The sequence below is a fragment of the Amycolatopsis solani genome (assembly GCF_033441515.1).
GTDB classification, from domain to species: domain Bacteria; phylum Actinomycetota; class Actinomycetes; order Mycobacteriales; family Pseudonocardiaceae; genus Amycolatopsis; species Amycolatopsis solani.
The window spans coordinates 487207-500914 of the sequence record NZ_JAWQJT010000002.1 but is presented as its reverse complement, the minus strand read 5'-3'; the positions used below and the strand labels follow the sequence as shown (position 1 = coordinate 500914).

14 protein-coding genes are annotated in these 13708 nt (G+C 72.6%); 7 read left to right on the top strand and 7 right to left on the bottom strand.

The window, feature by feature from the left end:
* Positions 1 to 17: 17 nt before the first annotated feature.
* Positions 18 to 452 (bottom strand): MarR family winged helix-turn-helix transcriptional regulator, encoded by a 435-nt coding sequence (locus tag SD460_RS22990; RefSeq protein WP_290052040.1) that lies wholly within the window; start codon positions 450 to 452, stop codon positions 18 to 20.
* Positions 453 to 611: 159 nt separating this feature from the next.
* A complete protein-coding gene (locus tag SD460_RS22985; RefSeq protein WP_290052038.1) occupies positions 612 to 1157 on the bottom strand; it encodes a TetR/AcrR family transcriptional regulator in 546 nt (181 codons plus the stop codon).
* 163 nt (positions 1158 to 1320) lie between these two features.
* Here SD460_RS22985 and SD460_RS22980 point away from each other — a divergent pair, with 163 nt between their 5' ends.
* Both SD460_RS22980 and SD460_RS22975 read left to right on the top strand, forming a co-directional pair.
* The gene (locus SD460_RS22980; RefSeq protein WP_318306715.1) at positions 1321 to 2781 is read left to right on the top strand and encodes an aldehyde dehydrogenase; all 1461 of its coding nucleotides are present in this window, start codon (positions 1321 to 1323) and stop codon (positions 2779 to 2781) included.
* Positions 2778 to 4160: an MDR family MFS transporter gene (locus SD460_RS22975; RefSeq protein ID WP_290052035.1), complete on the top strand. Its 1383-nt coding sequence runs from the start codon at positions 2778 to 2780 to the stop codon at positions 4158 to 4160. Before SD460_RS22980 ends, SD460_RS22975 begins: the two co-directional genes overlap by 4 nt.
* On the opposite strand, the gene SD460_RS22970 is transcribed toward SD460_RS22975, so the two are convergent.
* Positions 4124 to 4609, bottom strand: a complete 486-nt coding sequence (locus tag SD460_RS22970) for a carboxymuconolactone decarboxylase family protein (protein ID WP_290052034.1) — start codon at positions 4607 to 4609, stop codon at positions 4124 to 4126. The genes SD460_RS22975 and SD460_RS22970 overlap by 37 nt on opposite strands.
* A 113-nt stretch (positions 4610 to 4722) precedes the next feature.
* On the opposite strand from SD460_RS22970, the gene SD460_RS22965 reads away from it, so the two are divergent.
* Positions 4723 to 5484 carry a GNAT family N-acetyltransferase gene (locus SD460_RS22965; RefSeq protein WP_318306714.1) on the top strand — a complete coding sequence of 254 codons (762 nt, stop codon included), beginning with the start codon at positions 4723 to 4725 and terminating at the stop codon, positions 5482 to 5484.
* Here SD460_RS22965 and SD460_RS22960 read toward each other — a convergent pair.
* Positions 5474 to 6394, bottom strand: coding sequence for an NAD(P)H-binding protein (locus SD460_RS22960; RefSeq protein WP_290052030.1), 921 nt, complete (start codon positions 6392 to 6394; stop codon positions 5474 to 5476). The two genes, SD460_RS22965 and SD460_RS22960, sit on opposite strands and share 11 nt — an antisense overlap.
* A gap of 100 nt (positions 6395 to 6494) precedes the next feature.
* On the opposite strand from SD460_RS22960, the gene SD460_RS22955 reads away from it, so the two are divergent.
* Positions 6495 to 7004, top strand: coding sequence for a winged helix-turn-helix transcriptional regulator (locus SD460_RS22955; RefSeq protein ID WP_290052028.1), 510 nt, complete (start codon positions 6495 to 6497; stop codon positions 7002 to 7004).
* Here SD460_RS22955 and SD460_RS22950 read toward each other — a convergent pair.
* Positions 7001 to 8653 (bottom strand): DUF6461 domain-containing protein, encoded by a 1653-nt coding sequence (locus SD460_RS22950; protein ID WP_318306713.1) that lies wholly within the window; start codon positions 8651 to 8653, stop codon positions 7001 to 7003. The two genes, SD460_RS22955 and SD460_RS22950, sit on opposite strands and share 4 nt — an antisense overlap.
* 163 nt (positions 8654 to 8816) lie before the next feature.
* Here SD460_RS22950 and SD460_RS22945 point away from each other — a divergent pair, with 163 nt between their 5' ends.
* A complete protein-coding gene (locus SD460_RS22945; RefSeq protein ID WP_290052025.1) occupies positions 8817 to 10214 on the top strand; it encodes a cellulase family glycosylhydrolase in 1398 nt (465 codons plus the stop codon).
* A 12-nt stretch (positions 10215 to 10226) separates the two neighbouring features.
* Here SD460_RS22945 and SD460_RS22940 read toward each other — a convergent pair whose 3' ends face one another.
* The gene (locus SD460_RS22940) at positions 10227 to 10997 is read right to left on the bottom strand and encodes an inositol monophosphatase family protein (RefSeq protein ID WP_318306712.1); all 771 of its coding nucleotides are present in this window, start codon (positions 10995 to 10997) and stop codon (positions 10227 to 10229) included.
* 27 nt (positions 10998 to 11024) lie between these two features.
* On the opposite strand from SD460_RS22940, the gene SD460_RS22935 reads away from it, so the two are divergent.
* Positions 11025 to 11924 (top strand): LysR family transcriptional regulator, encoded by a 900-nt coding sequence (locus tag SD460_RS22935; RefSeq protein ID WP_290052022.1) that lies wholly within the window; start codon positions 11025 to 11027, stop codon positions 11922 to 11924.
* Here the strand turns inward: SD460_RS22935 and SD460_RS22930 are convergent.
* Positions 11921 to 12529 (bottom strand): NAD(P)-dependent oxidoreductase, encoded by a 609-nt coding sequence (locus tag SD460_RS22930; RefSeq protein WP_290052021.1) that lies wholly within the window; start codon positions 12527 to 12529, stop codon positions 11921 to 11923. The genes SD460_RS22935 and SD460_RS22930 overlap by 4 nt on opposite strands.
* Positions 12530 to 12662: 133 nt before the next feature.
* Here SD460_RS22930 and SD460_RS22925 point away from each other — a divergent pair, with 133 nt between their 5' ends.
* A complete protein-coding gene (locus SD460_RS22925; RefSeq protein WP_290052020.1) occupies positions 12663 to 13706 on the top strand; it encodes a T6SS phospholipase effector Tle1-like catalytic domain-containing protein in 1044 nt (347 codons plus the stop codon).
* The last annotated feature ends 2 nt before the right edge of the window (positions 13707 to 13708 follow it).

Sequence of the window (13708 nt, the reverse complement as noted above, 5' to 3'; positions counted from 1 at the left end):
AGGTTTCCTGTACTTATTCAGTGGGACGGCCGGTCCGAGAGCGCCGAATGGCAGGCGACGACGTACTCGCGGAAGCGGGCGGCGTCCCCGATGTCCAGCTGCGAGAGCATCCGCTGTTCGAGCGCGGTCACGTCGTCGCGGACGCGGTCGAGGACCTCGCCGCCGGGGCCGGTCAGCCGGATCACCCGCCGCCGCCGGTCGCGCGGATCGCCGTCGCGCGCGATGAAACCCCGCCGTTCCAGCGCGACCACCATGTCGGCCATCGCCTGGTCGGTGACGAACGAGTTGCGCGCGAGCTCGGCGGTGGTGAGCCCCGAGCGCCGCTCCAGCACGGTGAGCGCGGTGTACTGCAAGGGCGTGAGCGCGACCGGGCGCAGCACCTCGTCGAGCCGGGCCCGCACGGCGAGCTCGAGCTGTTTCACCAGGTACAGCAGGCCGGGGGTTTCGGGCACCGCACCATGGTGACCGACCGGCGGCCCCCGCGCTCAGGCGGGCCGCGAACACCGGCGGCAGCGGGGCGGGGCGGGGGCGGGGGCCTGCACCGTCGCGAATGACTCATTCGGGACATGGGAGGTCCCCAATGAGTCATTCGCGACGCTCGGGCGCCGGGGCTAGCGGTCCGTGCCGAACGCGCGCAAGAACGTGTCCACGATGACGTCGGCCGCTTGGGCGTCGCTCAACCCGGGCATCTCGCGCGTCGCCAAGTGCACCAGCTGGCCGAGCACGTTGCCCGGCCACCGCTCCGGCACCCCGTCCCGGAGCACCCCTTCGTCAGTGGCCCGCTGCAAGAACCGGTCCACCTCCTCCACCGACCGCTGCCGGCGGGTCCAGATCTCCGGGTCCGTGCGCATCATCGCCAGCTCGGCGGGCCACTTGCGGTTGACGCCGACGATCTCCTCCACGTACCGGTGCAGCGCCACCGGCACCGGGGCTTCCCGGAGCCGGGCCGTCTCGATCGCAGCCTCGATCGCGTCCAGGCGGGCCTCGTACACCGCCGCCAGGAGCTCCTCGCGGCCCGTGAAGCGGCGGTACACCGTGCGGCGGTCCACGCCGGCCGCGGCGGCGATCGCCGCGATGCTCGTGGCCGGGTCGTCGGCGAGCATGCGGGCGCCCGTGGTCAGGAGGAGTTCGAGGTTGCGCGCGGCGTCAGCTCTCACCCCCTCAACATACGCTCCGCTGTCGCCTTCAGATCGGTAACCGCCACACCGCTGAGACCATCGCCTCCTGCTCTGGTAACTCTGTGCACCGCCTCACATCTGCGTCGCTTCATCCAAGTAAGTGCTACATTGATGTGACAGAAGACGACGCAGGAGGCACGCAGTGATCACCCGGAACCAGCTCTTCGTCGGCGGCTCGTGGACCAGCCCGAGCAGCACCGAACCGCTCGACATCGTTTCCCCGCACGACAATTCGGTGCTCGGCCGCGCGGTGCAGGCGCTGCCCGCCGACGTCGACCGGGCCGTCGCGGCCGCCCGGCGGGCGTTCGACGAAGGGCCGTGGCCGCGGACGGCTCCCGCCGAGCGGATCGCCGTGATCCGGCGGCTGACCCGGCTGCGGGAGCAGCGGGCCGACGAGATCGCGGCGCTCATCTCGGCGGAAAACGGCTCCGCGCTGTGGTTCACCAAGGCCGGCCAGCCCGGCCTGACCCGGCAGGCCAACGCCTACCTCAAGGCGGCCGAGGAGTTCGGCTGGGAGCAGCGCCTCGAGCCGTCGGACCCGGCCGCGCCGTTCCGGTCGGTCGTGCGGCGGGAAGCGGTCGGGGTGGTCGCCGCCGTCATCCCGTGGAACTCGCCGTTCTCCTCGGCGCTGGCCAAGATCATCCCGGCGCTGCTCGCCGGCAACACCGTCGTGCTCAAGGTCTCCCCGGAGAACACGCTGAGCATGAGCCTCCTCGCGGACCTGCTGGCGGAAGCCGGCCTGCCCGAGGGCGTCGTCAGCGTGCTGCCCGCGGACCGCGAGACCAGCGAGCACCTGGTGAAGCACAGGGGAGTCGACAAGATCGCGTTCACCGGGTCGACCCGCGCCGGGCGCCGCATCGCGTCGCTGGCCGGCGAGCAGCTCAAGCGGGTCAGCCTCGAACTGGGCGGCAAGTCCGCCGTCGTGTTCCTGCCCGACGCCGACCTCGGCGCGGCGATCCAGGGCGTCAAGTTCGGCTCCCTGCTCAACAACGGCGAATCGTGCATCGCGCAGACGCGGATCCTCGCGCCGCGCAGCCGCTACGAAGAGGTGGTCGCCGGCCTGAAGGACCTGGTCGAGTCGCTGCCGGTGGGCGACCCCGCCGACGAGAAGACGTTCATCGGCCCGATGATCCGCCGGGACCAGCAGCAGCGCGTGCTCGACTACATCCGCACCGGCGTCGAGGAAGGCGCGCGGCTCGTCACCGGCGGCGCGGAAGTCCCGGCGGGACTGGAAGCGGGCAACTACGTCACGCCCACGCTGTTCGCCGACGTCGACCCGTCGATGCGCATCGCGCAGGAGGAGATCTTCGGCCCGGTGCTGGTCGTGCTCCCCTACGACGACGAGGACGACGCGGCCCGCATCGCCAACGACTCCGAATACGGCCTGTCCGGCGGGGTGTGGTCGGGCGACCCGGCGCACGCGCTGGCCTTCGCGCGCCGCATCCGGACCGGGACGATCACCGTCAACGGCGCGCCGATCGGCTTCGACGGCCCGTTCGGCGGCTTCAAGGCCAGCGGCCTCGGCCGCGAATACGGCGCCGTCGGCCTCGGCACCTACACCGAATACAAGACCATCACCGTGCCGGAAAAGAAAGAACGATGAGCCTCGACACCCCCGCCAGACCCGCGGTGCGCCCCGCGATGGCCGCCCTGTTCCTCGCCGTCCTGCTGGCCGCACTGGACCAGACCATCGTGGCCACCGCCCTGCCGAAGATCGCCGCCGACCTCGGCGGGTTCCGCGACATCGCCTGGATCACCGCCTCCTACCTGCTCGCCTCGACCGCCGCCACGCCGTTGTGGGGCAAGCTCGGCGACATGCTCGGGCGCAAGCGCCTGTACCTCGTCGCCACGACGGCGTTCCTGGTCGCTTCCGCGCTCTGCGGCCTCGCCCAGGACCTGCCCCAGCTCGTCGCCGCCCGCGCCCTGCAGGGCCTCGCGGGCGGCGGGATGATCGTCTTGACCTTCGCGCTCGTCGGCGACATCGCCGCGCCCGCGGAGCGCGGCCGCTACCAGGGCCGGTTCGGCTCGGTGTACGGCGTCGCCAGCATCGCCGGCCCGCTGCTCGGCGGGCTGTTCACCGACCACCTCTCGTGGCGGTGGGCGTTCCTGGTCAACGTGCCGGTCGGGCTGGTGGCCGTGGTCCTCGCCGCGCGAGCCCTGCCCGCCGCCGCGCGGCGCGGGTCGGTGGCCCGCATCGACTACGCCGGCGCGCTGCTCCTGGCCGGCGCGGCCACCGCGCTGGTCCTCATCACCTCCTTCGGTCCCCGGTGGGGCTGGACGGCGCCGGGCACCCTGGCGCTCGCGGTGGCGGCGATCGTCCTGGTGGCCTTGGTGATCCCGGTCGAACGCCGCGCCGCGGCACCCGTGCTGCCGCTGACGATGTTCGCTTCGCGGACCGTCGTCATCGCCGCGCTCGTCGGCTTCATCGCCAACGTCGCGATGTTCAGCGTCCTGGTGTACCTGCCGACGTACCTGCAGGTCGTCGACGGCGTGTCGGCGACGCTGTCCGGGGTGCACCTGCTGCCGCTGGTGCTCGGGCTGGTCGTCAGCCAGTCGTTCGCCGGCCGGTGGGTGGCGAACCCGGCGCGGGTGCGACCGGTGCTGCTGACCGGGATGGCGCTGAACGTCGCCGGGCTCCTGCTGCTGAGCACGCTGGCGCCCGGCACCGCGCAGCTCGCCGTCATCGGCTACTTCGCCGTCACCGGGATCGGCATCGGCATGGTCCCGATGGTCGCGCTGACGGCCGCGCAGAACGCGGTGCCGGCGTCGGACATCGGGGCCGCCAGCGCGGTGGTCACCTTCGCCAGGTCGATCGGCGCCGCGTTCGGGGTCGCCGTCTTCGGCACCCTGCTCGGCGAGGACGTGGCCGGGAACATCGGCGGGGCGTTCCTCGCGATCGTCCCCGTGCTCGTGGCCGGCACCGTCCTCGCCGGACTGCTGAAGCGTCACTCACCGAACGCGGCGAACATCCCCGGTTCGTAGGACCCGCCCTTCTGGTGGACGAGCACGGCCAGCCGGTTGGCCGCGTTGATCAGGGCGACCAGCGCGACCAGTGCGGCGGCCTGCTCGTCGTCGTAGTGCTCGCGCATCCGCGCCCACGTTTCGTCGGACACGCCTTCGTGGGTGTCGGCGAGGCGGGTGCCCTCCTCGGCCACGGCGAGCGCGACCCGCTCGGCTTCGGTGAACACGGTCGACTCCCGCCACGCGGCGACGAGGTTGAGCCGGACGGCCGTCTCCCCCGCGGCCGCCGCTTCCTTGGTGTGCATGTCAATGCACCAGCCGCAGCCGTTGATCTGGCTGGCCCGGAGGCTGACCAGCTCCCGGGTGGCCGCCGGCAGCGGCGACCGCTCGATGACCTGGCCGAGCGCGGCGAACCGCTTGCCGAGCCGGCTGCCGGTTTCGGTGGTGAACAGGTCGAGACGGGTTTCCATGGCTTCGTCCTCACTCGTGTCGCGGGGTGAACGACCTCAAGACACCGGTGGGGCGCGCCGTGTGACAGACCTCGGTTGCGCGGTCAGCGTTACCACGAGAGAAAAGGAACACGATGGAAAACGGAACGACCGACCGGGCCGCACGGGCTTGGCTCGGCGCGATGGCGCTGTTCGCCGGCACCCAGCCGGGCGGCTTCTTCCGCGAGGGCGCGGGCGGCACCGCCGAGCTGGTCTCGGGCGCCCCGATGCCCCTGCTCAACGGCGTCATCAACGTCGCCGCCGAACCGGACCCGGCCGAGATCGCCGAGTTCGCCGGCTCACCGCGGCCGGCGGCCGCGGCGTGGAGCGTCCAGGTCCGCGGCGAGCGGGTCGACGACCGGATCGTCGCGATCGCGGCGGACCACGGCCTGACGCAGCGGGCGCTGCTGCCCTTCATGGTGAAGGACATCGACGACGACCCCGGCCGCACCCCCGGCGGGCTCAAGGTCCGGCACGTGTCCGGTGTGGACAGTGACCGCTACCGGACCACGATGGCCGCCGGGTACGAAGGCCCGGACGCGCTGTTCGCCGTCTTCGCCCGGCCGTCCGTGCTCGACCACCCCGCCATGCGCGGTTACGTCGCCGAGCTCGACGACACCCCGGTCGCGACGTCGTTCGGCGTCCTGGTGGACGGCATGGTGGGCGTGTTCAACATCGGCGTCCCGCCGCGGTACCGCCGCCGCGGCTACGGCCGGGCTGCGACGGACGCGGTGCTGCGTGAGGCGTACGCCCTCGGCGCGCGGACGGCGTTCCTGCACGCCAGCCCGCTGGGCGTGCCGCTCTACGCGGAGATGGGGTTCGCGCTCGCCGAGAACTGGTCGCTGTTCACGGCTTGACGGCGTACGGGCCGTCGGTGTCGAACTCGGCACGGTTCTCCCGGACGAACTGCCCGACCGACAGCGGGGCCCGGCCGCCGATCTTCTCGATGTTGTCGTTGGTACCGGCGAAAACGCCGTTCCGGTAGTCGAGGGCGACGTGGCCCAGGTGCTGCACGAGGTGCGCCGGGAAGCCGTGGCGGGTCATCGCCCCGGCGAACTCTTCGTCGCTGATCGGCTCGTAGCGCACCGGGATGCCCAGCTCGGCGGACACGGCCGCGGCGATGCCGTGGTGGTCGAGTTCGACCGGGCCGTGCAGGCGGTAGGCGGCGCGGTCGTGCGGCTCCGGCTCGGCGAGCACCGCCGCGATGACGCGGGCCTGGTCGGCCGCCGCGATCGGCGCGTGCCGCCCGTCGCCGAACGGCAGCCGCAGGTAGCCGATCCCGTCCCGGCGGTCCCACCAGGACGTCAGCCACTCGGCGAAGAAGGTGGGCCGCAGGTGGGTGGTCAGCAGGCCGGTCCGGTCCAGCACGCGCTCGGCGAGCCAGTGCTGCCGGGCGGCCGTGCTGCCGGCCTCGCGGCGCGCGGAGATCTGCGACATCGACACGATCGAGCGGACGCCCGCCTCGGTCGCCGCCTGCGCCACGTTGACGGTCGCTTCGAGCAGGCCGGGCCGGATCGGGTAGCAGAAGTACGCGCCGCTCACCCCACTCATCGCGGCGGCCACGGCGGGGAAGTCCAGCAGATCGGCGTGCACGACCTCGGCCCCCGCGGCGGCCAGCGCCCGCGACCGCTCGTCGTCGCGGTGCGCCATCGCCCGCACGCGATGGCCGCGGGCCAGCAGCAGCTCGACGGTCGCCCGGCCGGTCTTCCCGGTGGCGGCGGTGACCAGGAACAACCGGCTCACTTCGCCATCACGGAACTGGTTCACGGCATACCCTCCTCGCGGTAGTTCATTGATTGAACTGCGGTGACGCCGACCGTAGCACGGATCAGTTCAATGAACGAACTTCGCTGCTAGGCTGGACGGTATGCCCCTCCCCAGCACCTACGCGGAACGCAACTGCTCGCTCGCCAGGGCCCTGGAGGTGGTCGGCGAGCGGTGGACCCTCCTGATCATCCGCGACGCGTTCTTCGGCGTGCGCCGCTTCGGCGACTTCGCGACCCAGCTCGGCATCCCGCGCGCCGTGCTCACCAGCCGGCTGAAGTCCCTGGTGCGGGAGGGCGTGCTCAGCCGCGACGACGCCGGTTCCTACCAGCTGACCGAGCGGGGCATCGCGTTGTGGCCGGCAGTGCGCGCCCTGATGCACTGGGGCGACGAGTCCTACTCGCCGTCCGGCGCCAAGCGCGCCCTGCGCCACGACGCCGACGGCGGCCTGGTCGACGCCGGAAACCGCTGCCAGGAGTGCGGCGCGCTCGTGCCGGTACCGGAGCTCCGCATCGAGCCGGGCCCGGGCTACGAACCGCCGGCCGAGCCCCAGGACCCGGTCTCCACCGCGATGAACCAGCCGCGGCTGCTGCTCGAACCGATCTCGCCCTAAGCGCCCGGCACCCGGTACGCCACCCCCGCCCGCTCGATCTCCTCCAGATCCTCCGCGTGAAGCCCCCGGCCGGTGAACCGCTCCACTGCCACAAGGCCCTTCTCGTCGAGATCGCGGTAGTCCTCGAAGTCGAGACCCGCGAGCGCCGCCGCCGTCTCCGGGGACAAATCCGGCTCCCCCAGGCCCGGCTCGAACGACGCCAGCAGCTCGCCGTCGCGGGCGAAGGACAGCCGTGTCACGGCGTTGACGTTCCAGAACATGCTTGCCGCCGCGCCGGCCCGCGAGATCGCCGTCAGCACGTCTTCGTGCGAGCCCAGGTAGCCGTTCTCCTCGATCACCAGCACGACGCCGCCGAGGTCGAGCACTGCCAGCCACGGGTCCGCGTACGCCTGCCGCAGCTCGGCCGGCGGCTTCGGCCGGTCCGGGTCCGCGCCGAAGCCGCGCACCACGTCCGCGGCGGGCAGGCCGGTGGCCACCGTGACGGTCGCCGCCACCGCCAGGCGGGACTGCCGGATCCAGCGGTAGCGCACCTCGGGCCGGTCGACGAGCGCCGGTTCGGGTTCGCCGCGCAGGCGGTGACCGAGGCGGTCGGCGCGGGCGTGCACCCGCGGCGGTTCCGCGGGCGCCGCCCAGACCCAGATGCCGTAGCTCTCCACGTCCGGGTCGTCGCGGCCGTAGGCGTGCACGCGGACGCGGTAGTCGCCGGGCCACGGCGGCGTCGTCACGCCCACCCTCGCCGACGGCGCCAGGCTCGCCGAGCCGTGGTCCGCGTGCCAGCTCAGGTCCACGACCTCCTCCCAGCCCAGCGTCTCCACCTCGGCCGGGGGCTCGGCGAGCACGCGGACGCTGACGGGCACCGGACCGGCCGCCATGCCGGTGCGGATCACCACGCCCCCGGCGGCGGCTTCGGCCAAGCCGTTTTCCGCGAAGTCGCCGAACGCCGGGAAAGCGCTCTCGGTCAAGGCGAACACGTGGTCGCGGACGGCCACGGACGTGCTCCCGGACCGCGGCAGCAGGTACTCGGCCCGTTCCTTCTCGCGCACGGCCTCGGCGTACCCGGCGGGCATCGGCGCCGCGCGGAGCAGCCCGGCCGCCACGCCGAGCGCCGTCCCGACGATGGCGGCGACGCCGGGCTGCCCGGCCTCACGTGCCGCGATCGCCGTGGTCACCAGCGCGATCGAGAGGTACGCGGCACCGTGCGCGGCCGCGATCCCGCCTTCGTCGCCTTCGGCAACCAGCAAGGGCGCGAGCGTTTCGTCGGCCGCGACGGCCGCGGTCAGCTCGGCGACGAGCTCGAGCAGGTCGGGCCGGAACTGGGCCAGCAACCGCGTCTCCCGCACCGCTTCCGCTTCGCTGTCGGAAGAGAGGAAGCCGAACGAGCCGGACGACGGCGGCGTCAGTTCCCCCGTCACCGGCGGCGCCGCGATCACCAACCCGTCCAGGGTCAGCTCGACGGCGCCGTGCACCCGCTCGACCACCCACGACGGCACGCTCCGCAGCGAGCGCACGACTTCGGCTTCGGGCCAGTCCGGAAAGCGCGGCGGCGGTTCGAGCGCCAGCCGCCCCAGCGCCGCCGACGGCGCGGCCGGCAGCACGGCCCGGACAGCTGGCACGACAGCGGCCACGGCCGCGGCAAAGTTCTCCCCCATGCGGCCACTCTGCCAGAAACGACGGTGGGTGAACGCCCGCCCGGCGCGAGCTGACGACGGCTCGATCGACCGCCCTTGACGGCGACCAGTCGCGAATGGTCCCCTGTTTGGGAGCGCTCCCAGTCGCAGCGGGACACATTCGACGTTCGATCAAAGGAGTTCGATGAAGCGCTCCACTGCTGCACTGGCGGCCGCCTGCGCGACGACGCTCGGGGTCGCGGGCGTGCTGGTCATGCCCCAGGCCGAGGCCGCCGTCCAAGGGTGCCGGGTCGACTACACCGTCACCAACCAGTGGCAAGGCGGATTCCAGGCCGGTGTCAAGATCACCAACCTCGGTGACGCCCTGTCCGGCTGGTCGTTGCGGTTCACCTTCCCCGACTCCGGGCAGAAGGTGGCACAGGGCTGGAACGCCACCTGGTCCCAGAGCGGTTCGACGGCCACCGCCGCCAACGCCGACTGGAACCGGACGCTGGGCTCAGGTGCCTCGGCGGACCTCGGGTTCACCGGGACCACGACCGGCGCCAACCCGGTGCCGGCGTCGTTCACGCTGAACGGCGTCACCTGCACCGGCACCACCGGCCCGGGCACGACGACGACCGCGCCGCCGACGACGACCACCACGCCGCCGTCCGGGCGCACGCCGCTGGCGGCCAACGGGCAGCTGCACGTCTGCGGCGTCCACCTCTGCGGTGAGGCCGACCGCGTCGTCCAGCTGCGCGGCATGAGCACGCACGGGCTGCAGTGGTTCGACGGCTGCTACAACAGCACTTCTCTCGACGCGCTGGCCAACGACTGGCACGCCGATCTGCTGCGCATCGCCATGTACGTGCAGGAGCAGGGGTACGAGACCGACCCGGCCCGGTTCACCGCCCGGGTCAACAGCCTCGTCGACGCGGCCGAGCAGCGCGGGATGTACGCGGTGATCGACTTCCACACGCTCACCCCCGGCGACCCGAACTACAACCTCGACCGCGCCAAAACGTTCTTCGCTGCGGTCGCCGCGCGCAACGCGGCCAAGAAGAACGTGGTCTACGAGATCGCCAACGAGCCCAACGGCGTGAGCTGGGGCGCGATCAAGAGCTACGCCGAGCAGGTCATCCCGGTGATCCGGGCCGCCGACCCGGACGCGGTCGTGATCGTCGGCACCCGCGGCTGGTCGTCGCTCGGCGTCTCCGACGGCTCCAACGAGACCGAGATCGTCAACAACCCGGTGAACGCCGCGAACATCATGTACACGTTCCACTTCTACGCGGCCAGCCACAAGGACGACTACCGGGCCGCGGTGAGCCGGGCGGCCGCGAAGCTCCCGCTGTTCGTGACTGAGTTCGGCACCGTGAGCGCCACCGGCGGCGGCGCGCTCGACCAGTCGAGCACCACAGCTTGGCTGGACCTGCTCGACCAGTTGAAGATCGGCTACGCGAACTGGACCTACTCCGACGCCGACGAAAGCAGCGCCGCGCTCCGCCCCGGCTCCTGCGCGAGCGGCAACTACGGGACCGGTGCCCTGACGGAGTCCGGCTCGCTGGTCAGGAGCCGGGTGAGCACACCGGACGACTTCTGATCGCTGCTCGCGTCAAGCCGTGAGGACCTCCAGCGCCGCCGCGTGCACGCCGGGCGCGGCGGCCAGGTAGCTCTCGCTCGTGAGGTCCCACGGCTTGCCGTCGAGGTCGGTCACCACCCCGCCGGCCTCCTGGACCAGCAGCACCCCGGCCGCGTGCGAGCGGACGTTGTCGAGCTGCCAGTGCAGGTCCATCCGCCCCGCGGCGACCTGGGCGAGCTGGTGGCTCACCGGCACGGAGATCCGCACGTACAGCGCGGCCGCCGACATCGCCGTGAACGATTTACCCATGCGCGCGAAGAACTCGGCGTCGTGGCCGGGTTGCGCCTGCCCGGTTCCGGCCAGCGCGCCGTCGAGCGACGTCTTGGCGGAGACCCGCAGCGGGGCCCCGTTCAGGAACGCGCCGCCGCCCTCGGCGGCGGTGAACAGCTCGTCGAGCACCGGGAAGTACAGCGCCGCCAGCACCGGGCGCCCGTCGCGGACGAGGCTGACCCCGACGTTCCAGTCGGGCATGCCGTGCACCGCGTTCACGTTGCCGCCCACCGGATCGATCAGCCAGAACTCGCCCGGGTCCAGCGGCCCGGAGCCGTGCTCGTCGTCGAGCCAGCGCGCCTCCGGCCGGATCGCCGACAACGCCGGGCGCAGCACCTCGGCGACGGCGGTGTCGTTGTCACGCAGGTTCGCCAGCAGCTCCGGCAGCCCGGACGGCCGGCTGCCGGCGGCGTAGCGCGCCAGCATCCGGGCACCCGCGTCGCGGACGGCGGTGGCGAGCGGTTCGTGGGTCATGGGTCCTCCTGTGGTTGTCTTGCGGTCGTGCAACTGGACTTGAACCTGCTCACGGTGTTCGACGCGCTGCTCGAGGAGGGCAGCGTGATGGGCGCGGCCGAGCGGCTGCACCTGTCGTCGCCGGCGGTGAGCCGCACCCTCGGGCGCCTGCGCAAGGTCACCGGCGACGACATCCTGGTGCGCACCGGGCACACGATGGCTCCGACGCCGTACGCGCTGGCGGTCCGGGAAGAGGTGCACCGGCTGGTCCGGCAGGCCCACGACGTGCTGACGCCGGCGCGCGAGCTGGACCTGGCGGAGCTGGACCGCACCTTCACGATCCGCTGCCACGACGCGCTCGCCGCGTCGGTCGCGCCGGTGCTGGTCGGGCGGCTCCAGGAACTGGCCCCCGGCGTACGGCTGCGGGTGCTGGCCGAAAACGCCGCCGACACCGACGACCTGCGCCACGGCCGCGTCGACCTCGAACTCGGCGGTGGCCCGCCCGAGCTGCCGGAGTTCCGGTCCGAAGTGCTCGGCCACGACCCGCTCGTCGTCGCGATGCGCCGGGACCACCCGTGCGCGGACGAGCTCGACCTGCGCGCGTACGCCGCGCACCCGCACGTCCTGGTCTCCCGGCGCGGCCGGCTCACCGCGCCGATCGACGAAGTGCTGGCCGCCGAAGGCCTGCACCGCCGGGTGGTCGCGGCCGTGGCGACCCTGGCGACGGCCCTGCAGACGGCGGCCCGCGGCGACGTGCTCGTCACCTGCACCGAGGTCCTCGGCCGTCCGCTCGTCGACGCGTTCGGGCTGATCACCCGCCCGCTGCCGGCGCACTCCCCGCCGGCGCCGATCAGCTGCACGTGGCACCAGCGCTACGACTCCGACCCGGCGCACGCCTGGCTCCGCGAGCAGGTGACGGCCTCCCTCGACGAGGTCGTCTCGGGCTAGGCGGACAGCGGAAGCGCTACGGCGCCGGCGAAGCGCGGGTGCTCGGCCTCGTCGAGCATGGCCGCGGCGACGGTCGCCCGGCTGACCTTCGCGCCGAAGTCGAACGGCGGTCCGTCGGCCAGCGCGGCGGTGCGCCGGTGCGGGCTTTCCGGTTCGTCGGTGAGCAGCCCGGCGTGGAACACCGTGCCGCCGGCCGCCAGGACGGCGGTGTCGGCCTCGACCTTGTCCCCGAGCCGGTCGCCCAGCATCCGCGCGAGCGCCCCCGCGCCTTCCCCGGCGGTTTCGGCGGACGGGCCGGTGCCGTACGCGCCGAGCCAGATGATCCGCTTCGGCCCGGCGGCGACGACCGCCTCGGCGCCGGCCAGCAGCGTGCCGGCCCGGTCCGTGCCGAGTCCGGAAAGGACGACGGAGTCCGCGCCGACGACGGCGGCGACGCTCGCCGGATCGGTGACGTCGGCCGCGGCCTTGCGCAGCCCGGCGCCGTCGGGGAGCGGGATGCGGGCGGGGTCCCGGGCGATGGCGGTGACCGTGTGGCCGCGCCGGAGCGCTTCGCGGGTGAGTTCGAGGCCGGTCCGGCCCGAGGCCGCGAGGACGGTGATTTCCATACCGGCAACGCTAGGGACCTGGGTAGTTAACATCAAGTGCAACGATTGCAAGTCATGAGTTACCTGAACGCAATCGCCGTAACGGGCCCCCGTCCGGCTGCGACTCACGCATGTCCGGCGCCGGGGAGGAACGATGGCGAAACGACTGGTCGTCTGCTGTGACGGCACCTGGAACTCACTCACCCAGAAAGCACCGACGAACGTCGTCAAGGTCAAGGACGCCGTCGCCGACGTGGATCCCGCCGGGACGCGGCAGCTCGTGCACTACCACGAGGGCGTCGGGACCGGGAAGCTGTGGTGGGACCGGCTGGCCGGCGGCGCGTTCGGCTGGGGCCTGTCCGCCAACGTGCGGGACGCCTACCGGTTCGTCGTCGAGAACTACGAACCCGGGGACGAACTGTTCTTCTTCGGCTTCAGCCGCGGCGCCTACACCGCGCGCAGTGCCGTGGGGCTGATCCGCAACTGCGGGGTGCTGCTCCCCCGGCACGCGAGCCGGATCGGCGAGGCCTACCGGCTCTACCGGGACCGGGATCCGGCGACCGGCCCGCTGAGCCCCGCAGCGCGGAAGTTCCGGGACAGCTTCTCGCACGAGGACGTGACCCCGGTCCGGTTCGTCGGCGTCTGGGACACCGTGGGCGCGCTGGGCATCCCGCTCAGCGGCGGTCGCCTGCTCAACCTGATGAACCGGCGCTGGCAGTTCCACGACACCCAGCTGACGTCGACCGTGCAGTCGGCCTTCCAGGCACTGGCCGTGGACGAGCACCGGAAGGCGTTCCGCCCGGCCGTCTGGCAGCCGTCCCCCGCCGCGAACGGCCAGGAACGCGAACAGGTCTGGTTCTCCGGAGCGCACTCCGACGTCGGCGGCGGCTACCCCGAGCAGGGCCTGTCGGGGCTCGCGCGGCGCTGGCTGGTGGCGAGCGCGGAGAAGTGCGGGCTCGTGTTCGAGCCGGGCGCGTTCGCCGGCCTGCCGCCCGAGGACGAACTCGGCGTCCTGCACAACTCGCTGAACTGGGTCTACAAGATGTTCGGCTCGATCGACCGGGAGATCGGTGTGGTGGACCCGCCGTCGGAGTCCGTCGCGTCGTGCGCGCAGTACCGCCACGAAAACATGCAGCCGCCGTACGCGCCCCCGAACCTCGTGACGTACCTCGAGGCGCCGCGGATCACGGAGGTCTGACC

Coding starts and splice junctions, on each gene's coding strand:
- SD460_RS22950 (WP_318306713.1), bottom strand. CDS start 8,653: ATGGGGGAGAACTTTGCCGCGGCCGTGGCCGCTGTCGTGCCAGCTGTC.
- SD460_RS22965 (WP_318306714.1), top strand. CDS start 4,723: ATGGAAAACGGAACGACCGACCGGGCCGCACGGGCTTGGCTCGGCGCG.
- SD460_RS22955 (WP_290052028.1), top strand. CDS start 6,495: ATGCCCCTCCCCAGCACCTACGCGGAACGCAACTGCTCGCTCGCCAGG.
- SD460_RS22940 (WP_318306712.1), bottom strand. CDS start 10,997: ATGACCCACGAACCGCTCGCCACCGCCGTCCGCGACGCGGGTGCCCGG.
- SD460_RS22945 (WP_290052025.1), top strand. CDS start 8,817: ATGAAGCGCTCCACTGCTGCACTGGCGGCCGCCTGCGCGACGACGCTC.
- SD460_RS22930 (WP_290052021.1), bottom strand. CDS start 12,529: ATGGAAATCACCGTCCTCGCGGCCTCGGGCCGGACCGGCCTCGAACTC.
- SD460_RS22925 (WP_290052020.1), top strand. CDS start 12,663: ATGGCGAAACGACTGGTCGTCTGCTGTGACGGCACCTGGAACTCACTC.
- SD460_RS22975 (WP_290052035.1), top strand. CDS start 2,778: ATGAGCCTCGACACCCCCGCCAGACCCGCGGTGCGCCCCGCGATGGCC.
- SD460_RS22970 (WP_290052034.1), bottom strand. CDS start 4,609: ATGGAAACCCGTCTCGACCTGTTCACCACCGAAACCGGCAGCCGGCTC.